Source organism: Fimbriimonas sp. LA-C6, from assembly GCF_055398105.1.
Genome location: NZ_AP038796.1, coordinates 1,904,008 through 1,926,023, shown reverse-complemented (window position 1 = coordinate 1,926,023; position 22,016 = coordinate 1,904,008). Strand labels below are relative to the sequence as shown.

The 22,016-nt window shown below is 53.8% G+C and carries 20 protein-coding genes; 11 read left to right on the top strand and 9 right to left on the bottom strand.

What is annotated here, in order from left to right:
* Window positions 1–23 precede the first annotated feature (23 nt).
* Entirely contained in the window at window positions 24–2,705 is a 2,682-nt protein-coding gene (locus tag ACZ51B_RS08935) for a hybrid sensor histidine kinase/response regulator (protein ID WP_464296896.1), read from the bottom strand.
* A gap of 264 nt (window positions 2,706–2,969) precedes the next feature.
* Between ACZ51B_RS08935 and ACZ51B_RS08930 the strand changes: the two genes are divergently transcribed.
* On the top strand, window positions 2,970–3,398 hold the full coding sequence (locus ACZ51B_RS08930) for a hypothetical protein (RefSeq protein WP_464296895.1): 429 nt from the start codon (window positions 2,970–2,972) through the stop codon (window positions 3,396–3,398).
* Window positions 3,399–3,446: 48 nt separating this feature from the next.
* Here ACZ51B_RS08930 and ACZ51B_RS08925 read toward each other — a convergent pair whose 3' ends face one another.
* On the bottom strand, window positions 3,447–4,007 hold the full coding sequence (locus ACZ51B_RS08925) for a DUF892 family protein (protein WP_464296894.1): 561 nt from the start codon (window positions 4,005–4,007) through the stop codon (window positions 3,447–3,449).
* A 239-nt stretch (window positions 4,008–4,246) separates the two neighbouring features.
* Here ACZ51B_RS08925 and ACZ51B_RS08920 point away from each other — a divergent pair, with 239 nt between their 5' ends.
* The 3 genes from ACZ51B_RS08920 (at window position 4,247) to ACZ51B_RS08910 (ending at window position 6,409) form a co-directional block, all read left to right on the top strand.
* Complete coding sequence (locus ACZ51B_RS08920; protein WP_464296893.1) at window positions 4,247–4,972, top strand: response regulator; 726 nt, start codon at window positions 4,247–4,249, stop codon at window positions 4,970–4,972.
* A gap of 95 nt (window positions 4,973–5,067) precedes the next feature.
* Complete coding sequence (locus ACZ51B_RS08915) at window positions 5,068–5,481, top strand: hypothetical protein (protein WP_464296892.1); 414 nt, start codon at window positions 5,068–5,070, stop codon at window positions 5,479–5,481.
* A gap of 64 nt (window positions 5,482–5,545) precedes the next feature.
* Window positions 5,546–6,409 (top strand): hypothetical protein, encoded by an 864-nt coding sequence (locus tag ACZ51B_RS08910; RefSeq protein ID WP_464296891.1) that lies wholly within the window; start codon window positions 5,546–5,548, stop codon window positions 6,407–6,409.
* Between the two features lies 1 nt (window position 6,410).
* On the opposite strand, the gene ACZ51B_RS08905 is transcribed toward ACZ51B_RS08910, so the two are convergent.
* Complete coding sequence (locus ACZ51B_RS08905) at window positions 6,411–7,097, bottom strand: M90 metallopeptidase family protein (protein WP_464296890.1); 687 nt, start codon at window positions 7,095–7,097, stop codon at window positions 6,411–6,413.
* A gap of 281 nt (window positions 7,098–7,378) precedes the next feature.
* Here ACZ51B_RS08905 and ACZ51B_RS08900 point away from each other — a divergent pair, with 281 nt between their 5' ends.
* The 5 genes from ACZ51B_RS08900 to ACZ51B_RS08880 are packed head-to-tail and all read left to right on the top strand — an operon-like array spanning window position 7,379 to window position 13,851.
* Window positions 7,379–8,950 (top strand): GspE/PulE family protein, encoded by a 1,572-nt coding sequence (locus ACZ51B_RS08900; RefSeq protein WP_464296889.1) that lies wholly within the window; start codon window positions 7,379–7,381, stop codon window positions 8,948–8,950.
* 45 nt (window positions 8,951–8,995) lie between these two features.
* Window positions 8,996–10,282: a PilN domain-containing protein gene (locus ACZ51B_RS08895; protein WP_464296888.1), complete on the top strand. Its 1,287-nt coding sequence runs from the start codon at window positions 8,996–8,998 to the stop codon at window positions 10,280–10,282.
* Window positions 10,283–10,287: 5 nt separating this feature from the next.
* Window positions 10,288–10,812: a type 4a pilus biogenesis protein PilO gene (gene pilO / locus ACZ51B_RS08890; protein ID WP_464296887.1), complete on the top strand. Its 525-nt coding sequence runs from the start codon at window positions 10,288–10,290 to the stop codon at window positions 10,810–10,812.
* Window positions 10,813–11,463: a hypothetical protein gene (locus ACZ51B_RS08885; RefSeq protein ID WP_464296886.1), complete on the top strand. Its 651-nt coding sequence runs from the start codon at window positions 10,813–10,815 to the stop codon at window positions 11,461–11,463.
* Between the two features lie 39 nt (window positions 11,464–11,502).
* Window positions 11,503–13,851, top strand: coding sequence for a secretin N-terminal domain-containing protein (locus ACZ51B_RS08880; RefSeq protein ID WP_464296885.1), 2,349 nt, complete (start codon window positions 11,503–11,505; stop codon window positions 13,849–13,851).
* Between the two features lie 53 nt (window positions 13,852–13,904).
* Here ACZ51B_RS08880 and ACZ51B_RS08875 read toward each other — a convergent pair whose 3' ends face one another.
* Entirely contained in the window at window positions 13,905–14,657 is a 753-nt protein-coding gene (locus ACZ51B_RS08875; RefSeq protein ID WP_464296884.1) for an SDR family NAD(P)-dependent oxidoreductase, read from the bottom strand.
* Window positions 14,658–14,854: 197 nt separating this feature from the next.
* Here ACZ51B_RS08875 and ACZ51B_RS08870 point away from each other — a divergent pair, with 197 nt between their 5' ends.
* Entirely contained in the window at window positions 14,855–15,484 is a 630-nt protein-coding gene (locus ACZ51B_RS08870; RefSeq protein ID WP_464296883.1) for a TetR/AcrR family transcriptional regulator, read from the top strand.
* On the opposite strand, the gene ACZ51B_RS08865 is transcribed toward ACZ51B_RS08870, so the two are convergent.
* On the bottom strand, window positions 15,481–16,095 hold the full coding sequence (locus ACZ51B_RS08865; protein ID WP_464296882.1) for a flagellar basal body-associated protein FliL: 615 nt from the start codon (window positions 16,093–16,095) through the stop codon (window positions 15,481–15,483). The two genes, ACZ51B_RS08870 and ACZ51B_RS08865, sit on opposite strands and share 4 nt — an antisense overlap.
* 171 nt (window positions 16,096–16,266) lie before the next feature.
* Here ACZ51B_RS08865 and ACZ51B_RS08860 point away from each other — a divergent pair, with 171 nt between their 5' ends.
* The gene (locus ACZ51B_RS08860; RefSeq protein ID WP_464296881.1) at window positions 16,267–18,258 is read left to right on the top strand and encodes a WD40/YVTN/BNR-like repeat-containing protein; all 1,992 of its coding nucleotides are present in this window, start codon (window positions 16,267–16,269) and stop codon (window positions 18,256–18,258) included.
* 38 nt (window positions 18,259–18,296) lie between these two features.
* Here the strand turns inward: ACZ51B_RS08860 and ACZ51B_RS08855 are convergent, their stop codons facing one another.
* The 4 genes from ACZ51B_RS08855 to ACZ51B_RS08840 all read right to left on the bottom strand — a co-directional run bounded on the left by ACZ51B_RS08855 (window position 18,297) and on the right by ACZ51B_RS08840 (window position 21,869).
* Window positions 18,297–18,476 carry a hypothetical protein gene (locus ACZ51B_RS08855; protein WP_464296880.1) on the bottom strand — a complete coding sequence of 60 codons (180 nt, stop codon included), beginning with the start codon at window positions 18,474–18,476 and terminating at the stop codon, window positions 18,297–18,299.
* On the bottom strand, window positions 18,476–19,360 hold the full coding sequence (locus ACZ51B_RS08850) for a DUF1559 family PulG-like putative transporter (protein WP_464296879.1): 885 nt from the start codon (window positions 19,358–19,360) through the stop codon (window positions 18,476–18,478). Before ACZ51B_RS08850 ends, ACZ51B_RS08855 begins: the two co-directional genes overlap by 1 nt.
* A complete protein-coding gene (locus ACZ51B_RS08845; RefSeq protein ID WP_464296878.1) occupies window positions 19,336–20,370 on the bottom strand; it encodes a LacI family DNA-binding transcriptional regulator in 1,035 nt (344 codons plus the stop codon). The genes ACZ51B_RS08850 and ACZ51B_RS08845 overlap by 25 nt, the downstream gene beginning before the upstream one ends.
* A 626-nt stretch (window positions 20,371–20,996) precedes the next feature.
* Complete coding sequence (locus ACZ51B_RS08840; protein ID WP_464296877.1) at window positions 20,997–21,869, bottom strand: prepilin-type N-terminal cleavage/methylation domain-containing protein; 873 nt, start codon at window positions 21,867–21,869, stop codon at window positions 20,997–20,999.
* Window positions 21,870–22,016: the final 147 nt, after the last annotated feature.

The following is a 22,016-nucleotide window of genomic DNA, read 5'->3' as shown; positions in this document are numbered from 1 at the left end:
CTGGGCCCTGAAGGATTCAACAATTAAGTGGAGAGGGCAAGCGTTCTTTCGAGGGTTTTCAGGTCGATGGGCTTCACGAGGTGTTGGTCGAACCCTGCTTCCGAAGTCTTTCGACGTACCTCCTCTCCACCCCATCCGGTAAGAGCCACCAAAAGAACCCGTTCACCCCATGATTCTTTGCGGATACGAGTGGCTACTTCATACCCGTCCAAGTGCGGCATTCCGAGATCAAGCAACACGATGTCGGGTTGAAACTCTTGTCCTGACCCGATGGCTTCAAGACCATCGTGCCAAGCCATTGCCTCGTAGCCCAGGTGTTGAAGCATGAGGGAGAGTGTTGTGGCTACATCTTCGTTATCGTCCACGATCATGACGCGCTTATTGCGATCCTGAGGGTCAAGTTCAGGGACCGGAACGATTTCAGGGAGGATGACGTCTTGAAATTGCGGTATCCGGACGACAAACTTGGAGCCCGTGCCACGGCCATTGCTAACCACCTCCACGGTCCCCGAGTGCTTTTCGACGAGCCGCTTCACCAGAGAGAGTCCGATACCCAGGCCGCCCATGGATAGCGCGTTATCCTCTGCTCCCTGGGAGAACATGTCGAACAGCGACGGCATTTGCTCTTTCGAGATTCCGATGCCGTTGTCCTCCACCGTGATCACCACGTAACTACCTTCGAGTCGTGCGTCCAGGGTGATGACGCCCCCTTGATCCGTGTACTTAGCGGCGTTGTCGAGGATGTTCGACACGACCTGCGTCAGTCGGATCGGATCGCCCGTGAGAACCACTTCTTCATCGGGGAGGGTAACGCGTAGCTTGTGCTGTTTTCCATCAATCAGAGATTGAGAGAGGTCTACGGCGTTGCCAATGATTTCCGACAACTTGGTCTGCTCCATGCGTACTTGCATCTTGTTGCTTTTGATTCGGCTGACATCCAAGAGGTCATCGACCAGCCTCACCATCTGCGCGAGCTGACGTTCCATGATCTCGACAATCTTTGCCGAAACCTCTGGGTTTTGATGGGAAACTTGGAGCACTTCAAGACCACTGCGAATGGGGGCAAGAGGGTTTCGGAGTTCATGTGCAAGTGTGGCGATGAACCGATCCTTACGATCATCAGCTAACTGCAGAGCTTCCTCCGCCTTCTTCTTATCATCGATATCAGCACAGGAGCCAAACCACTCGGTCACATTTCCGTCTTCATCTCGATTTGGCACGCCCAGAACCGAGTGCCATATATACTCGCCATCTGAGGCTCGACGGATTCGGTATTCGGTGAGGAAGTCAGTGCCGGTATTCACGGAATGCCTCCATTCCGTCATAACACGGTCGAAATCGTCAGGATGGACGATTTCACGCCATGCTACGCTATACGATTTCTCAGGGGATTGCCCTGTGAAGGCGAACCAACGCTGGTTGAAATATGTTGGGAACCCCTCTGCATTTGCCGACCAAAGCAACGTTGGGAACGACTCGGTGAGGACGCGATATTGTCGTTCGCTCTCCTTGAGAGCATCGAGTGCTCTCTTACGCTCAGTGATATCGACCGCTGACGACACCACGTGAGATACATTTCCATCAAGGTCGCGTAACGGCGCAATCATCAGGTCAACAGCGATACGTTCGCCATCTTCAACCACCAGATCGACGTCATAGCGTGAAGTCTCACCCTTTGCAGCGAGTTCAATGGCGCTTTGTAGTTTGCACCTCTCGTCTGCAGAATGTCTCCACCAGAAAGTGTCCCAAGCCTTTTTGCCAACAACGGCCTCCGCGCTGATTTCTGCTGTTTTGAAAGGTCCACTGTTGACTTCTAGGACAGTGCCATCAGGTTCTAGCAAGCCCACGAAAGAGGACAGGTTATCAAGGAACTGACGGAGGAGTGCGTCGCTATCAAGAAGCTCTTTTTCGATCGCCTTGAGTCGGCTGATATCGAGATTGATGCCAGCCCAGCCGGTCACTTTTCCTTCCGCATCTCGTGACGGCACGCCCCGGGCCAAGATGGCGTGCCACTGACCATCGGCTCCCTTGACACGGAGTTCGCGGTCCCAATCACTCTCCGTCTTGACGCAGTGTTCCCACGCCTGCATATCCGCGTCCCTGGCTGCTGGATCCAGCACTCCCGACCATGAGGTGCTTAAGAGTTGCTCGAACGAGTGTCCGACCAGATTGAGGAAGGAGTCGCTGATGTAGGTGAGTCGACCGGTCGCATCGGCTGTCCAGAGTCCGTAATCGATGGATTCACCGATCGAACGGTACAGGGCCGTGTTGGTATCGAGCTGTTGTTGGAGAAGGTTTCGATCTTTCTCTGCAATTTCGCGTTGCTCGATTTCATGAGCCAATCGCTGGCGTTCTCGTTCGCTTCGTGCTCTAGCGGAGTGGAGGTTCTCGAAGCCGTAGGAAATGGACGCTCCAACGACGCAGAAAATCACGAGCTTGATCGGTTCCGAGACGACGGACGTGGGGTGATCCAAACTCGGCCCCATCAGGAAACATGCGGCCGCGACTGCACTGACGGCAGTGGCTAAAAGGCCAGGAAACAATCCGCCTAGACGTGCAACAAGAAGGATAGCGGCCACAAACGGCAGGAATATGACACCTTCTCCCAACCAAGGAGACAGGCTAAGTCGAAAACCTAACGCGAGGAGTGGGCCTATCACTGCCAGCAGGTAGTGGATCGCACGGGTTCGACGAGTCCTATTCAAGAATCACCTACTACAATTATGTGGCCTAACGCCGATTTCATATACTGTTCTTTCGTAAGTAAAGCGCGATTTCATAGTTTGTAATTCGTTGAAGTGTCACTGAATAATGGATTAAATTACGGTTAGTCTTGGCGTGATGGTAAATCTGGTGCACCATGAGTTATCTGGTCGGCGAGAAACTGATCGGAACATTGGAAAAGAGAAGACGTTTAATCGCAAAAAATTTGGCAACAATACTCAGACGTTACTTCTCAGGAGAATGTGATGGGCGACAACAGCAATGATGGTGATGGACGCTTAGAGATCTTCGAGATCCGAAATCCAACTCACCAAGTAAGCAACCAGCAGGGCGGAGTAAAGTCTCCCTCTGAAGTTGATGATATTCACCGCCTCGGACCTAACTATTCAGATGAGACCCCGGATGCTTTCAGACGACGGCTGGAAGAAATAATCCTCCGCCACGAAGAGTCGGGCAGGCAGTTTCTGGGCGATCCTCAATGGGCTAAACACGACGAAGATTTCGTTCTACTATGCGATGATATTCGTAATCGTATCGCTCAAGTCAGCACTCAAAGCACCGAAACTTGGGAGGAGTTGAAACACTGCATAGGTACGGCTATGAATCAAGCGGAGCTTGCCAACGATCAGGCTATCCAGGAGGCTCAGAATCGAAAGAGGGCCTCGCTACATTAACTCGATCGGGGTGAGAGGTTCTTCTCACAGAAGAACCTCTTCGAACTTTCAAGCGAGTTGAGGGGTGCGTGACTGTGCAGACAACTGCTCAATGATGGGTATGAGCTTATCGGCCATTTCCGCGTTTTCCTCTTCTCCTTGCTTTGCTAAGTTGGCGCAGTCGGTATCGCCAACCGTTTTCATGAACTGAGACAGTTCGTAGTAGGACGCATTCAGGTAGCACCCGGCAGCATGGACCCTAAGCGCTGCTGTCGTTGGGTCGTTGTTGGAGTCTGCCTCAGTGCTCCAGAGGTCCTTCGCTCTTGAAGAGATGGCTCCCCATCGGGTGACTTGTTCATGGCTACTCGCTCCCAAATCGATGAGGCGTTGCTCTATAGCCATGCATCTCTTGCGGCTTTTGCAAACGGCCTCTTCGCAAAGATCTCTCAACTCGTCGGGAGCGTGGCGGTCTCGAACGTGACTCCATAGAGCACGATCCACATCTTTTTCCGCCGCTCGCAGGTCATGCAAGTAGCGCTTTATCCTCTCAATATTTGTGAACATATCTCCTTCCTTGAGTGGCATTGGCTGCAATCCAACCAAAAGACCACCGCGATCATTACACATCATTACGCGTGCAAGTACAAGTAGGAAGCGCATATGGAGGAGTTTGAATTGTGTAAGAACTTTCTATCGACGGTTATCGATGGGGTTTGTGGCTTCAAAATTATAGATAAGTCTTCTTTATTCCTTCTCAATTTGCAATTTCAGCGCGTACTGTGTTCAGAAGTGAAGCGAAATGCGCTCCGTAAATAAGTAACAAGGTAAACAATCGTAGAGAATTTGTCGTCTATAAGCCAGGGCAAACCATGAAAAACTCAACACTAGACGAAACTCACCCGAGTCAGATGAAGGCCACGATCCTGGTGATTGAGGACGATCAAGCTATTCGTCGCCTGCTGAACATGGCCTTCAAAGATACGGGATTCAAGTCTATCGAAGCTTCGACCGGAGAGGAAGGTATCCAAACGGCCGTACAGGAACAGCCCGACCTGATTCTTCTCGACCTGGGTCTGCCCGATATGACCGGGCTGGATGTGGTCAAAACCGTCCGAACCTGGTCCAAGTGCCCTATCATCGTGATCAGTGCCAACGGTCAAGAACGGCTGAAAGTTGAGTGTCTCGAAGCTGGTGCAGACGACTATGTGACCAAACCGTTTGGTGTGGCTGAGCTAATGGCGCGCCTTAGGGTTGCGTTGCGGCGCGAGATCGCTAGCACGAGTCCTAACCATTCTTCAGTGTTTGAGGCAGGGCCACTTAAAGTCGATTTTGCTGCACGAGACGTGTTTGTGAATGGTGAACGGATTCAGCTGACTCCGCTGGAATACAAGCTGCTTTCCGTGCTGGTGAAACACTCGGGCAAAATTGTGACTCACCGCCAACTCCTTTCCGACATCTGGGGACCCGACTATGTTGAGGAATCCCAATACCTAAGGCTCTATGTGGGATACCTCCGCAAGAAACTACCCGATGGTCAAAAGCTGATTATCAACGAGCCCGGAGTTGGCTATCGTCTCGTGCTCACCGAGGCGTAGGCGATAGGTCCAAAGGAACTGGAAATCCGGAACTGTCGTCTGTTCCGATAGACCCAACCTCAATTTTCTTGACGGTGTCTATCAGGTGATTAACAATGTCCAATATAGAAAGATATAACAGCAACGCCCGTCTAACAACGTTTCTTCTCGGTGTCGCAACAGGTGTTGTGGGTGCAGTCGTCTACTTACGACATGAGCGCGAGATACGAGACAAACTCGATAGTGCGTACGAGTGGGTTGAAGGGCAAATAGAAGAGACGCGCCACCTCCCAGAAAAAGCGCGACGACTCGTGAATCGCTCAGCGGACACTTCCTACGATGCCATCGAAGACGCTGCGGACGCCCTGAAGGATGACGTGCGACGTGGACGAACTGCTGTAGAACGGTCCCTCGAGAAGACGCACGATGCTCTATCTGAAAAGGCAGCGGCGGCGGAGAAAGGTGCCAAACAGTTGCTTGATTCTGCCAAGCATGGCGTAAAGGATCTTCGCGACGAACTCTCCGGCTAGAGTTCCTTCCAGCCCTCCCCTGTGCGCACTGCGGAGGGCTGGTAGGAATACCTATAATGGATCAATGCTCTTCCAATCAGGTACCTCCAACGTTTCGAAATCGGCCACTCGTGCCCTGAGAGCATGGATGGCTCTCGGAGTGTTGGCTTGTATGTGTACAGCCGTTGCCGATGACGCCGCGATCTCCTACGGTGGTAACCCCAAACTTCTGAAGGGACACCCAACCGTTCAGATGGCACGCGAAAAAGTGGTGATTCGCATCTTGCCAAAGACGATTCTCGTAGATTGCACGTTTGTGTTTAAGAACCATGGGGCAGCCTGTGACGTCCGGATCGGCTTTCCAGACCGAGGTATCGGCGAGTTTGAGACCAGCTACCTCGACGAGTCAGATCAGGGGAACAAGTCTGCCCATGGCAAGCCGCCCTTCAAGAGCCTTGCGAATTTTAGAACCTACGTTGACGGCAAACCCGCAGCGATCACACTTCTAAAAGACGGAGACACCGCAAGCTCCTGGCACACCAAAGAGGTCAAGTTTGAGGCAAATCAGACGCGCATCGTGCGAGACACCTACGAAGTTCCTCAAAGTGGTGGCATCGAAATGGCCGGTGGATTTCTCCGTTGCTGCCACTACATTCTGAGCACCGGAGCATCCTGGAAAGGTGACATTGGGCTGGTAGAAGTGGTTGTCCAAGTAGATCCGAAGGCAGTCAAAGGACCGCTTAAACTTGTTCCGGTTTCCTCGCTTGGCGTAGGGGACGGATTTGCTTACCCAAAGTGGAAGGCGCTGCCCAAAAACACGATCCTTTACTCCGCGCTCTGCAAACCTAAAGTGAGCGGAAACACGCTCCGGTTCACTAAAAAGAACGTCAAACCGAAAGACTCCGACGATGTCCGACTCTATTTCGGCCACATACACGGACAGGGCTAGCCTACTTCGCAGTACCCCAGAACTTCACCAGCAGCTTCTCCATCCCCGGATCAACCTCATGAAGCTGCTTGCGGTTGAATGGGTAGAAGTCATTTCTTCCGAAGAAAGCCTCGGTGCTCTCCGCAAAGTACTCGGCAGGATTGGTCATGGCATATGCACGCTCAAAACTGTTGGGGCGTCCGTCGCCATGCCACCGTTCAACTCGGTCGTATTTCCCGCTAGCTTTGGCTTGCTCGTAGGCTGAACTGATCTCCTTGTTGTCGTAGCCCAGCACGCGCGCATGATATGTATGCGCCAATTCATGCAGCACAAACCATGGCATCCGCTTGGTCTCTTGCTTGAAGATCCTCACGTTCGTGATCTCAATACACCCTGCCATTTGCGGATCGCGCCCATGCGCCGTCAGCCACTCAGCCCCACCATGTGCCTCGGCCCGTGGAGGGAAGCCGGGGTACTGCGGCGAAATATAGACATCGACCTGTTTCAACTTGCCTAACGCTCTCGAAGGAACCACTTGGGTGATAGCAACTAACTGCTTCTTCAATAACCCGAGGGCAGTCTGCAATTGTTGTGGGTTGGTTTGATACAACTCCTCTCGCACATGCAACCGCCAACCTTCCAAAGTGATGTTTCGATACTTGGGTGGAGCAGCACAAGCAACGAGAAAAATTGCGGAAGCAAGAGGCATGTCGCACTTTACCCGCCTCCACACAAAGTCAAATTCTCTAGCTTGTGGATCTATTGTCCTCAAGTTTTTCGTACGAAATGTGTTCGCTGAGGCACGGGTTTGCGGAACGCCGGAAGCGTTCTGTTCGTTTCTTCGTTCAATGTTATTGACGGTCAACGGGTAATTGGACCCATTGGACTAGTAGGTCCTTCGGCGATCCGCTAAGCTTTGAAAACTTTCTGGTCCTACCCTATGAACGTTGTTACCGTTGGCGTGTGTCAATTGCTTACCTTGAGGATTGTATGAGCTCCCACTTAGAAACTGCTGTGTCCGCCGTGATGATGAGAACGGGTCCGAAACCGCTGCCTTTCGTTGACCTAGAAACAGTGAAGGCAGATCCAGAATCGCTGGAACTCACTCCCGGCGAATATGCGGTGAACCATCAAGTTCTACCGCTTTACTTCGATCGTGAAACACTGGTGGTCGCAATTGGGTCTGAGGCTTCCCTGTCAGCAGTAGACAATTTGGGAGTTCTTCTTGACAAGCCGGTACGAGCAGTATTGGCAGACCCCGCCCTTATCCGGGTCCAGATCGAAGAGCGGTTCATCGAAAAAATCCTCTCGGGCCTACCAAGCGATGAAGCGTCTTTCGCGGAACTCGATGACAACGCCGACCTTGCCGACCTCCAACAGATGGCAAGCGATTCGGCGATCATCCAGATGGTCAACCTCATCTTCTCGCAAGCAGTACGAGACGGAGCAAGCGACATCCACATCGAGCCGTACGAGCGGGAAATCCGGGTTCGGTACCGACTCGATGGCATTCTCCACGAGATGGCGCGCCCGCCCAAGCGGATGTTCGCGGCGTTAGTCTCTCGTATCAAGATTCTCGGCCAGATGAACATCGCCGAAAGGCGCCTGCCCCAAGATGGTCGAATCAAACTGCAAATCGCAGGACGATCCATCGATGTCCGCGTCGCCATCGTGCCAACCATGTACGGCGAACGCGTCGTCATGCGAATTCTCGATAAGGTCAACGCCATCGTCGGCCTCCAAGCCATGGGTATGGCACCGGACGTCCTCGAAGTCTTCAAACAACAGATCCGCCAACCCCACGGCATGATCCTCTCAACGGGACCCACAGGAAGCGGTAAATCCACCACGCTCTACGGTTCTCTCCAAGAGCTCATCTCGCCCACCACCAATATCCTCACCATCGAAGATCCGGTTGAGTATCAACTCTTTGGAATCGGGCAAATCCAGGTGCGGCCTCAAATCGGCCTAACCTTCGCCAACGGACTTCGAAGCATCGTCCGCCAAGACCCCGACATCCTCATGGTCGGCGAAATCCGCGACGTCGAAACCGCTGAGATCGCCATCCACGCAGCGCTCACCGGACACATGGTGTTAAGCACTCTCCACACCAACGATGCGCCCGGCGCGATCACTCGTCTGCTAGACATGGGTGTCGAGCCATACCTGGCAGCAAGTTCAATCATTGCGATTGTCGGTCAGCGACTCGTCCGAAGAAACTGCCCATTCTGCGCGGAACCCTCCAAGGAATCCACCAGCGCTTTGCAGTCAGTTCGAATCACACCAGAAGATGTGAACGGTCACACCTTGCGACGGGGCAAGGGATGCGAGAAGTGCCAAGGCACGGGATTCAAAGGCAGAACCGGCTTGTACGAACTGCTCGTGGTAGACGAAACGATTCGCCAGATGACCACCGCCCGCGCTTCTGCAGGAGAAATGAAAACCTACGCCATCCAAAACTTGGGGATGAGAACGTTGCTAGAAGATGGTCGCCGTGCGGTGTTGCAGGGTGAGACGACACCAGAGGAAGTGCTACGAGTTTGCCAAAGGGAAGAGCTTTGATCCAGACCATTTTGTCACCAGGAAATATCTGTCCACGGAGCGTTCATGAGTAAGGCAGGACTAAGCGTTCAGCCTCTTCTCGTCGAGTGGTCTCCCTCACGCGTTCGAGTATTCGACGCGCTCACAGGGCAAACCAGATTTGGTGCGAGCCTAGCCGAGTGTCTCGATGCCCGGCAAAAAGGGCGCGAGGCCGTGTTCGCGGTGAGTCGCCGGAGTGCGTTCATCCGAAGCCTGCACGTGCCAAACACGTCTCGGGCAGAGGTGGAGAAGATCTTGGGCATGCAGCTCCAGAGCCTTCTGCCCATCGGACCAGGCGAGTACGTGTACGGATTCAAACTCGCAACCGACACAACCGCGAAGGGACGTCTTGCGATCGTAGGCGCCCTGAAGACCGTCTTGTTGGAGCAGATCTACGAGGAAGCAAAGACAAACAACCTCAAGGTTCGCGCCGTACTTCCCGCCGCTTTCGGCTCTTGGATGGCCGCCAAAGCACACTCAACAAGTGACTGCGCGGTGGTCGAAGTGATTGAGGAATCAGTCGCCATCGATATCATCCAGCGAGGAGAACTGTTTTACAGCCGCTCCGTCCCTCTTCCAGAGTCCCGCGAAGACGTAATCGACGAAGTTGCGAGAACCTTCACGAGCGCCGAGGTCGCCGCCAAGCCCATCATATCCGCCGCCAGTCTAGAGATTGAAGCGGATCAGGTGGAACCCAAGAGCACATTGGAATTTCTGGGCGACGTGCATGCCATCGAACGGCAGCTGTTCGCATTTGAACTCCCATCAAAGCTAGAGGCGCAGCGAGTAAAGGCCATGCGCTGGAAGATCCAACGATCAGCCGCCGCCGCTCTGTTGGCGCTCGGGCTGGGTGGGTATGTCTATGCCAGTCGCCTTGCCATCGAGCAAAAGAGTTCCAAGGAATCGGCAAGCGTATCCAAACTTTCCAAGAGTGCCAAAACCAAGCATGGCAAGGCTCTCGAAAAGCTGGCACGCATCGAGCAAGGGAACCGCATTTTAGATGTGGCGTTCCAACCAGGACAGTCGTTTTCAGACATCGTGACTGTGTTATCGAATGCAGCCTCCGAAAAATCTTGGTTCACCAGTCTCAGCGTGGGCCGCGGCCGTACGCTGACCATCAACGGACAAGCCCTATCCGACACCGAGGTCACCAAGTTCATTTCAAGCCTCGGAGATGATCCTCGCTTTAAAGAGATGCACGTGGTCTCCACAAACAAGGTTGCGATCGGCAAGAAGACGGTCACGGAGTTTCTGATCTCAGGAAAACCTGTCGGAACGTTGGCGTTTGACAAACCACCCAAGGCGGAAAAATGAAGGATTTGAGTTTGAAAGACCGCTCAGGAGTGGCGTGGGACCTATTACTGTTCGTCTCCATCATCGGAATTGCGATCGCTTGCTGGATGATCGCCATGCAACCCAAACCCAGCCGAACGGTCAGCAAGACAGCAGAGAAGAGTCTTCGACAGACCATGCAGGCTGCCGAAAAGACGGAGCAGGTTTCAGCAGAGTCCTTGAAGAAACTGAAGGATCGGACCTGGCCGGTCAACGCGGAAGTTCTAGGCTCCCAACTCTTGGACAAGCTGACCGCAATCGCAGAGAAGAACCACTCGAAAGTCGAGCGGTTCAGCATGGGAAGCACCGTGACAGCAGCAAATCTTAAAGAGGCTCGGTTTAACGTGACCGTCCAAGGAGCCTTCATGGATGTGATGGCCGTCGTAAAAGCCCTCGAGGACCCAGACTCCAAAGTCGTGCTGAACGATCTGAAGATCGCTTCGGCCACAGGCTCTGACCAAGTGAGCGGCTCTCTCGCCCTCACCGGATTCCTTTATTCGGAGGGCAATTAAATGGCGGTATCTCGAACAGTGGTCTACGGAGGCGTCCTTGCTCTGTGTCTTGCCCTTTACGTCTGGTCCCAGGACGAACCCTCAACCACCCTCAAGCCAACAACTAAAAAGGCAAACGCATCAAAGTCCAAGGACACCGATTGGGTCTTCCCAGTTTCAGAGACTTCCGCGCACTTTGATAAACCCAAAGGCTCACTTAGAAACATCTTCAAGCCGCTCGTTGAGGTTGACAAGTTGGCGATTGCCAAGAACCTGCAAGAACAACAGCAGCTCAAGAGCGTTCCTTCGAAACTAGCAGCTGGCGAAGCGAACTGGATCTATACCGGCATGGTGGAAGTAGATGGTTCCAAGCTAGCACTGCTAGAAAACAGTGGCACCCACCAGGGCGGATTTGTGAAGGTAGGCGACACCTGGAAGAAGTCAAAGCTCGTCAGTGTCTCCTCGGAGAGCATCATCGTCGCTGGCTTAGACGACGGCATGACCGCAACTGTGTACCGGTTCAACCCGAACGAACCCCCCAAGCCGAAACTCCCTCCTGAAGGGGGCTTCAAACCGTTCGACATTAGCAAAGAGCTTAAGGGACCCATCGGTCCTAGCATCGACATCAGCAGGATCGAGCGCGTCTCTCCTGCCCGAAGAAACGCCAACTAGCGGACACCCACTATGAAAAATCCACTGCAACCGTTATCCATGGTTACACTTTTCTTGGTTCCAGCAGCGTCATCGCTTGCTCAGACGGCTGGACCTGATGTGTCCGTTACCCAAGGAGAAGCCGCTCCAGCCGTAGCAGTCCCAGCCGGTGAAACTAAAAAACCAGCAACACAAGCGCCCGCCCCCAAAGGCCAAGTTCCCGGAGGCAAGCCCGCAGCCACTCCAGCTACTGGGCAGAATCCCAAAGGCAGACCAGGCCGTGGAACGCCAGGAGGCATGCCACCTGGGATGGTGATGCCGGGAATGCCCAAGCCTCAGCCTCCCGCCTGGCTCCAGTTTAAGCTGAACCCGAAGACCAAAATCCTGCTGGACTTCACTGAGTCAAGCCCCGACATGGTCATCTCGATCTTCGCAAGAACATCGGGCATCACGATCTTGAAAGACCCATCCTTCAAGACGATGTTGACCATGACCAGCGCGACCTCGGTAAACCTCAAAGACGCCTTCGAGATCTTCAACACCGTGCTGAACATGAACGGTTACGAGTTGCAAAAGCGTGGCAACCTCATGGTGGTCGGAAGGATCCAGCCCCCACCCCCACCACCCAACAACTTCGTTCCACCTCCCCAGCCCGTGCCCGTCATCAAGACCTATCCATTGCAACACGCAAGCGCGTCGCAGGTAGCGCGGGTCGTCACTGAGCTCTTCTCCGCAGCAAGTCCCGGCGGCGGCGGAGGTGGTGGTGGCTTCCCAGACGGTGTCCGGGTGTTCGGCGGAGGGCCTGTCTCATTCGGCGGCCAACCCAACTTCGGCGGTGGCGGCGGCGGGGGTGCTCCAGGAAAGAACATTAAGGTGACTTCTGAGGACTACAGCAACAGCGTCATCGTAAGCGCCATGCCCAACGATCACAAGGACATCGAAGCGCTGATCAAGGATCTCGACAAGGTCACGAGTCAGCCGCTGGAGTCCGAACTGTTCCACCTGAAATACGTTCCGGCCGATCAGGTTTTGAGCGCAGTACAAGACATCCTGACCTCAAACACCCCTACGGGAAGAGGCGCAGGCAGAAAGGATCCGAACCAAAACAACTTTGGTTTCTTCAGCTTCAGCCGCTTTGGAGGCAGCTCCAATCAGGCAACTGCAGGTGGTCAGTCGGCGACGGCCATCAAACAGACTAACTCGATCATCGTCAATGCCACGAAAGAAAACCTGGTCCTGATTCACAAGCTGCTCGACAATTTGGACAAGCCAGCCGAGTTTGTCGGAACGACCTATGTGGTTCCTCTCAGAAACGCAAAAGCGACCGACGTAGCTGATCTCCTCAATAAGGTCCTCACCCAGAAGACCAACCAGAACGACAACAACGGCGGCTTTTTCTTCTTCGACTTCGATGGCCAGAACCAGAACAACAAGAAGAACAACGTCACCGACTATAACGAGAAAGGCGAAATTGTGAACGTTCGCGACGTGGTGGGCAAGGTCAACATCCAGGCCGATCCCAACACCAATAGCCTTCTCATCGTGACTCAACCCAGCAACATGAAGCCGATCGGCGAAATGATCGCCCAGATTGACAAAGTTGCGGAGCAGGTCATGATCGAGACAATCATCGTCGAGGCAAATCTCGATAAAACCACCAAACTTGGTGTTGAGTGGAGCTTCCTCGAAAACAAACTGTTCGGCACAACTGCGACTGGGGCAGGTAAGACCGACTTTGGAATCCAAACAGCAACCACCACCCCACAAGGTCTCAGTTACACCATTTCAGGGTCGACGTATAAGGCCTTCGTGAATGCCATGCAGACCGATACCAAGTTCAAAGTGCTCGATACTCCACGTATCTTCACTTCGAATAACGTAAAGGCCGAAATCAATGTCAGCCAGAAGCTGCCGTACATCACCAGCCAGCAAACAGGAACCACAGGTGGCCTCATCTCGAACTACCAGTTCCAAGATGTCGGCGTCGTCCTGACCGTGACCCCGCGAATCACTTCTAATGGTCAGGTCTCGATGGATGTCATCCAGTCCGCTGACGACCTTGCCGGATTCACCACCTTCAACGCTCCCATCATCAACCACCGCCAAGCATCCACGACGGTTTCTGTGAAGGATGGCGAGACCGTGATCTTGGGTGGAATTATCCGCAATACGCTCACGCAGACTGATAACAAAGTGCCAATCCTCGGGGACATTCCGTTGCTTGGCAATCTATTCCGCTCTCATAGCAAAACGGCTGGTCAAACCGAGCTGATGGTGTTCCTCACGCCGCACATCGTTCATTCCAATGCCGATGCGCAGAGGCTGAGAGAAGAGCAAAGTAAGCAACTCACACCTCAGTCGCAAGAGAGCCTTAAAAAACTCGTGCCCCCGCCAGGAGGCAAGGGCTAGAGGGAAAGATTCGGTGACTCACTCCATCCGTGGTGTGGGTCACCGAAACCGTTTTAGCCGAGGCCGCCAGAGACCTTAATCGTCTCGCCGGTGATCCAACCGGAATCGTCCGAGGCGAAGAAGACTGCGACCTTCGCGATATCATCGGGCTGGCCGATGCGCCCAAGAGGAGTTTGGGCGACGAAGTTCTTCTCGAAGTCGGAACCCAAGATTCCGATCGCATGAACTCCTTCCGTCTCCACGATTCCAGGGTTGATCGAGTTCACTCGGATCTTCCTGGCACCTAGCTCCTTGGCGAGAGTCTGCGTGATCATATCGACAGCAGCCTTGGTTGCGCTGTAAACCGAGGCGTTCGGCATAGGAAACTTGCTGACGAGAGAACTGATGTTAATGATGCTTCCACCTAGTTCATCAAAATGCTCAGCCGCTCGCTGAGACGTGAGAAGCAAGCCTAGAACGTTCAGATTGAACTGCTTGTGGTAGTGGTCTGCGGAAACCGCCTCCAAAGGCAACATCTCATAGACACCCGCGTTGTTCACAAGTATGTCTAGGCGTCCGTAGGCTTTCTTGGTCTCTGCAAAGAGTCTGTCGATGTCTTCCTGCTTGGAGACGTCTGCTTGCACGGCAACCGCCAGGCCACCCTTGGCAAGGATCTCAGAAACCACTCGATCCGCACCTTCCTTGCTGGATGAGTAGTTGACCACCACGGAAGCCCCCTCTGCGGCGAGCTGCTTGGCAATCTCGGCACCGATTCCCTTAGATGCTCCTGTAACGACTGCGACTTTGTTTGAAAGTTTATTGCTCATATCTTTTCCTCTTCAGTTCTGTACTGTTCGGTAAAGATATCGCAAAACAAAGCCCGTCGTCAATGAATTTTATACTAATCGGTAAATATTTAACAAATTAGGTCTTTCTGCCTGATTGTCGCCGAGAGAGTTCTATACCGCACGGTAAATATGCACCAAGTTGACATCACGTGTCAATGGGTTATATACTGAAAGGTATGGAAAACGGGAAAGGGTCTAAAACCATTGGACGCCCCCGTGCCTTTGACGTTGATCAAGCGCTAGAAAACGCCATGCGCGTGTTTTGGCAGAAAGGCTACGAGGGAACTTCGCTGACGGATCTTACCGACGCGATGGGGATCAATCGCCCCAGCCTCTATGCTGCGTTTGGCAACAAAGAAGAGCTTTTCAAGAAAGCAATTGAGCGTTACTCCAACGGACACGGTGCCTTTCTCTGCGAAGCACTCCAAAAGCCAACTGCCCGCGAGGTGGTTGAAGGTGTCCTCTACGGATCAGTTGATGCGATGACCTGCAACAAGTCGCCGCAAGGCTGTATGGCAGTGACCTCAGCCCTGGCATGTAGCCAAGAGGCGGAGCACGTAAGGCAAGACCTAGCCCTGCGGCGAGAGATGTTCCAATGCAAATTGACCACGCGCTTGCAGAGAGCGGTCGACGAAGGCGATCTTCCAGCCTCGGTGAGCGCCGAAGAGCTCGCTCGGTATGTGGCGACTGTGTCTCACGGCTTGGCAGTGCAGGCGGCGAGCGGATCCACCCGCGAGCAACTTAAGTCTGTCGTGGCATTTGCCCTTCGCGGGTGTCCCATCTACTTCACTTCTACTGAAGCCTAGCGGGGTACGGCGGAGTCGCCAGGCAAAAGATGCTCATGAACGACCTTCGCGGATCGCTTGATAAGCTTCCCATCCTTGTCAAAGTGGAGCTCCACGACCCAATCAAACGTCTCCGCAGGCCACTTGCCCTTAGGTAAAAGTTTGGCTGGGTCTGCGCCTAGTTTGCCCAGCATGTCAGGGATCTTTCCGTGATGCCAGCAGATGAGAATTTGCGGACCGTACGATTGATGCTCAAGAGCCTTCACCAACCCATCGTAGTCCTCGTTCTTAAACTCTAAATGGAGCTTCTTATGGAGCGCGTCTGCGGTCGGCTGGAGCGTGAGCCGTGGTCGATCGCTCTTCTTAGAATCCGCAGAGGCAAAAAGGTGATTGAAGTGAGAGGGCTTCCCATCAATCTTGTAGTTCTGGAAATACTTCACATAGGCCTTCGCCCGCTCCTCGCCCTTCGGTGAAAGTCCCCTTCCCTCGCTCGGCTTCTCGGCGTGGCGGATGATCAGAACCACCGCATTGGAAAGGCCTTTTTCACCACCCGACACTCGTATGGCCGAGGAGGATTGCCCAGCTACAAGCATCAGAGCAAAGAGGCCAAGGGTTTTGGTAAGCATCCGCATTCCCCGATTATAAGTCTTGCTGAGTGCCAATGCTCAAATTCCACACTTCAAATCAACGATAACGCGTGTTATCATAGAGGGCTACGTGTCGATGGTGACGTGAATATGCTCCTCTCCTTAATCCTTCTTTCTCAAATGTCGGTGCCCTATACCTGGCGCAATGTTTCAATCATGGGAGGAGGTTTCGTTAGCGGAATCATCACCCACCCCAAAGCCAAAGGCGTGGTTTATGCCCGAACCGACATAGGCGGTGTCTATCGCTGGGAAGCACGAGAAAGCCGTTGGACACCCCTACAGGATTGGCTCACAAAGCCAGATTGGAACCTGTATGGCGCTGAGAGTGTCGCGATCGATCCCTCGAATCCCAACCGCGTCTACATCGCAGCAGGAACTTACATCCTAGACGGCGTCCCCAACGGTGCCATCCTGAGGTCGAACGACCGAGGGAAGACTTGGAAGCGGACCGACTTGCCGTTCCAATTAGGCGGCAACATGGACGGGCGTGGCACAGGCGAGCGCCTCTCAGTCGATCCCAAAGACGGTAACCGGATCTACTTTGCCTCCAGACAGTTCGGACTTTGGAAAAGCACAGACGCAGGCGCAACTTGGGCACAAGACTCCACGTTTCCCATTAAGAAGAACGCCGATCTCTACGGAATCGGCTGGGTCGTATTTGGGCCGCACTCAATTGTAACCGCAGTCCAAACGGGTGCCGGCAGCCTCTACGAGAGCAAAGACAACGGCCAAAGCTGGAGCGTGATTCCAGGACAACCCACGGGTCTCCTTCCTCATCATGGAGCCTTCGATTCAGAAGGAAATCTGGTCGTCACCTACAGCAACCACCCAGGACCCAACGGCGCATCAGACGGAGCGGTCTGGAGAAGGGAAGCGAACACCGACTCTTGGTCCAACATCACGCCGCTCAAACCGGAGGGCAAAGACCGCTTTGGCTACGCAGGTCTCACCTTCGACCCACGATCCCCCAAGATCTTCATGGTCTCGACGCTGGATCGATGGGGCAGAGATACTCTGTTCCGGACCCTCGATGCTGGCAAAACCTGGGCCTCTGTAGCGCCAACTGCTCATATGGATCCTTCAGCATCTCCGTTCGTCACCTACGGCAGAAAAGAAGCCGACTTCGGACACTGGATCCACGATGTAGAGATCGATCCCTTCGATCCCAACCGGGCTTGGTACGGCACGGGTGCCACCATCTGGACTACCAAAAACCTCACGGCCATCGATCAACAAAAGCCGACCAACTGGGTTATCGGTGCCGACGGGATTGAAGAAACCGCCGTCATCGATCTCAGTAGTCCAACCTCTGGAGCATCAGTCTTGAGCGGACTTGGTGACATCGGCGGCTTCCGACACGAAGACCTAACCCGTCCAGCCAAGGAAGGTGTGTGGGCAAACCCATACCTATCCAACGTGGATTCTCTCGACTTCGCCGGACAGAACGCCAACCTCTACATCCGAGTAGGTCGGGGAAACACCCCTCTTCACGGGGCGATCTCCCGTGACAACGCAAAAACTTGGAACCCCCTGGAAACCGATTCGCCAGGAATGAAAGATCGAAATCAGGCAGCCATCTCCGCGGACGGCAAGACTATCGTCTGGGGTGGATACTGGACCCGAGACCTAGGCAAGACATGGACCCAATGCCAAGGTGCCCCGGTCGGGCAAGTCGTCACGGACAAAGTCGACCCGAACCGCTTCACCCTAATCAGCAAAGGCCAGATCTATATAAGCCAGGACGGGGCACTCAGCTTCGAAAAAGGAGCCAGCATCAACTCTCCTGCCTCCGACGGTCTCGTGGCGACATTCGATCGCAAGCACGACCTATGGCTCGCATCCCCAGCGGGGCTTTTCCACTCCACCGATGGCGGTCTCACACTCACCCGAATCTCAACCATTGACGGAGTCGAGCGAGTCAGTCTTGGCAAAGGATCGCCTTATCCGACGGTCTACGTGATCGGAACACAGGGCCGAGTGCCAGGCGTCTACAGATCCCTAGACGTCGGAAAAAGCTGGGTGCGCATCAACGATGCCACCTCAGGTTTCGCAACCATGGAGCGCATCGCAGGTGACCCAAAGGTGTTCGGAAGAGTCTATCTAGGAACAAACGGACGAGGTGTCCTGGTCGGAGATCCTAAACGCTAAAGAAGGTTGCGGGACCCGCTTGGGTCCCGCAATTGGGCTTACTGCCCGCCCTTTTGGACAGCCGCTTTCACATCCGGAGGCATGTGATTTGCCGAAGTATCAGGAGCCTCTTTCGGCGTTCCCGTCGCCGACTTCGAGGCCTCAGAGTCCTTCGAGCCACATCCTGCAAGGACGAAGCTGCCCAAAACCAACAACGATACGATTACCTTCACCGTCATCAGTTATCCCATTGGCTGCACGAATTGGAGCCGGTAGTGGTGATGTCGCCGCTTGGATATGGATACCAATTGCCATAAGCCGACGATACGCTGCCCGTTTGGTACAGATACTTACACCAGCCAGCGGCACCACCAAGAGCACCGACCTTCATCGATTTCGCATGGCCATCAGCAAACACCATATTGGCAGAGCCGCTATGTCGGAACCGAGGCATAATCGCAGACCAAGGCCATGGCTTCGAAAAAGCATCCGTGTCATTGTCAGCTCGCTTGGCCTGACTGAGATCGAAGCCACCCGCTGCCCAAGCCCACTCAAGGGTCATCAGCTTCACGTCGGAAAAGTCGCTATTGGCACCATTCCCGCCCATATAGCCTTTCTCCGACACGAGGATCTTAGAAGCAGCAGCGCTCAACTGTGACTCATTGGCAGACGCGTAAAGAGCGCCAAAATCGTTGTAGCCAAAGTTCGATTCGTCACCTGCAATGTGGACGTTGATGCCGTACTGTCGTGGCTGCTTCTGATTCGGGAAGCTAGGGCAGTTCCAAATGCCGCCTGCAACCTCAAGGTTTCCAGTGTTCACGGTCGCCGTAGCGTTTCCGTTCTTCACGTATGGGTTCACCACAAACTGCCAAGGCACTGGTGTGTAGCTGCCGCCATTCTGCTCCGTAGCGGTAGGGCTGCGCTGAGCCAGCGGATAAACATCGTCGCTATCTCCAAGATAGAGCATGATTCCAAGTCCCAAGTTCTTCTGGTTAGAAAGACACTGGGTCTTCTTGGCGGCTTCTTTGGCTTGCGCAAAGACTGGGAACAGGATTGCAGCAAGGATAGCGATGATGGCGATAACGACGAGAAGTTCAATTAATGTAAATGCTTTTCTTTGCATGATGAATGACCTACGCTGGCCGGGGCAGTGGACTGCCGAATGACGATTTCTGTCTGAAAGACTTGGCTAGAAACTGGTTGGTGACGAACAAGGTTCACAAGGGCGTGAGTCGCGGCGGTGCCCATGTTGTGAAGTGGCTGTCGAATCGACGTAAGGTGAGGCAGGATCACTCCGGCAATCGTGGAGTCATCAAACCCAACAATGCTGATGTCCTCGGGAATGCGTAGGCCCAGCTCCCAAGCAGCACGATAAACTCCCGCCGCTAGTTCGTCGCTGGCGCACACAATGGCCGTTGGTCGGTCAGGATTGGCCAAAAGAAACAGGGCCGATTCATATCCCATTTCCGTCGCGAAGGAGTGCCCAACAACCCAGTCTTGCCGCAGGTCCGCCCCCATGGCCGCACAAAAAGCTTCTCGCCGCTCTGCGCCATCGTTCATAGTCAGGCTGCCAACGATGTGGGCGATGCGTGTATGTCCCCGCTCTCGAAGGTGCTGGATGGCAAGTTGAATGCCTCCCTTATTGTCACAGTTGAATGCAGGGATCCCCGAATCCGCCGCTCCGCCAATCAAGGTGATGGGGATCTTGCCATCCGCCACACGGCTAAGAACCGGTGAATCCAAGTAAGGCGCGATCACCAAAAGCCCATCCACCCGCCCGTCAGTCATGAGATCTACCAGCCGATCGGGGTCCTCAGCGTCGTGGGTGTACAGTAAAATGTCGTAGTCAAGGCTCTTCGCCCCATCAACAATTCCACCAAGGCAACCCTGGAAGTACGGCGAACGCACAATGCCATCCGACATCACAAACGACACGACGCCAAGCGTCATCGTCCTACCAGAGGCAAGAGAACGAGCAATTCGGTTAGGTCGATAGCCCAGCTCCTGAGCCTTCTCAAGCACCTTCTTTCGAACATCTTCATGAACGTTGATAGGTCCGCCGTTCAGTGCGTAACTGACCGTGCTTATCGAGATGTTCAGCGCCTTTGCTATGTCTTTGATCTTGGCTGCCATGCCTTCAATCCTACTAGAAACGTTTCTAGAAACGTTTCTAGCGATATGATACAGCCCAAAAAGTAAAACTTAAACGAATAAATTTTTATCCTGGTCGATTTTGTCGAGGGGACTCGGTGAACGGAAGCGGCTCGTATTGAGCCGGCGAAGGAACAGAAACCTATACTTCGCCTGTCGGGCGACGTAGCTTACTGCTTGAGACCGGCAATCTAACTCCAGATGTTCTGCTAGGAGCGAATCTTCTGGGAACACGCCACGGTCGTGGGGAAGAGGATGTGCACCGTAAACGTGCCCCAAAAGACGGCGGATCAAGGGAGATCCTTACTAATAAAGCGCTTTTAGGTATTGGAGGAGCGACTGATTCCGGTCGTTGTCCATAAGAACGAAAGCAGAACACATCGCTTAAACGAATCACTCCCAACGAATAAATACTCGTTGGGAGTGAAATCGGATCGGCAGCTACTTGGACTTAGTCCCAGCTGACGGCATCTGGGCGTTAGGATTAATCTGCCCGCGATCAGGGTGAGCCTCGACGCCCGGCAACTTGTTAGCCGGAGGAGGTGGAGCTGATTTGTCGTCTTGAGAGCCACATCCCCCGGCGATCATGACCAGGGATACCCCGAGGATCAGTCTGCGTCCCAAATGTACTTCTCCTTGTCGTTGATCACGAGAGCGGCTGGATCGAGGTCCTTGGTGTAGTTTGTGCCCGCAGCAAGTTGGCTGTCCGTTCTAGCGGCAGCATGACCGTCAGCGTACGAGATCGTCGCTCGACCACCCTTGCGCAGGGATACCAGACCAGTGGATCCTCCAGCTTCATACTTGACACCAGGTTGAGAGTTCTTGCCCCAACTGTTGCGGCCACCTGGCGAAACGTAATTGCACCAGCTTGCCGGGTTAACGTTGGTCGTCCACCCGCTGCTGGAGTCGCAATATGGAGCGCCAATAGTGAATGAGCCATCTAGCGACTGACCACCATCCCAATACGCTGAGTATTCTTTGCCTGGCGTTGCCTTAGTCGCAATCATCACTGTCTCGGCTGGCTTCGCAAGGCCGGTCTGGGCCAATGGCTGAGGCTTTCCGAGTCCTGTGACCGGGGATAGACCTTCGAAGTTGTAGCCAAACTGCGGGTAGTAGCCGATCACTGCTTCCCGAGGGCCCCAACTGTAATCGTCAGGCGAAGTGAGTGGATCCAAGAGAAGATCGCCTGACTTCATGTAAGGCATGATCGACTGGCCCCAAGTTCGGATGTAGTTAGGTGCCCAACCAATAGGTGCCGAAGGGTCTGGGTAACCGACTGGAACAAACCGATCGTCGGAGTCGCCGCCGTACATCACCATGGCAAGCGCAGACTGCTTGGCGTTGCTCAGTGCAGCAGTCGCTTTAGCGGCTGTCTTTGCCTGAGCAAATACAGGGAACAGAATCGCTGCGAGGATCGCGATGATCGCGATCACGACGAGGAGCTCAATAAGAGTGAAGGCTCTGGGACGCACAATTTTCATATAAGAGAAGATCCTTGCATATTAAGAACTAACGAGCCAATGACTCAGCCGCGATAGTATAAGATGAAATGCTTCAATATCAAATAAAGAATTGTTGAAAATAATAAGTTTCTAACAGTCTTTGTCAATCCAGGTTCAAATGGCTCT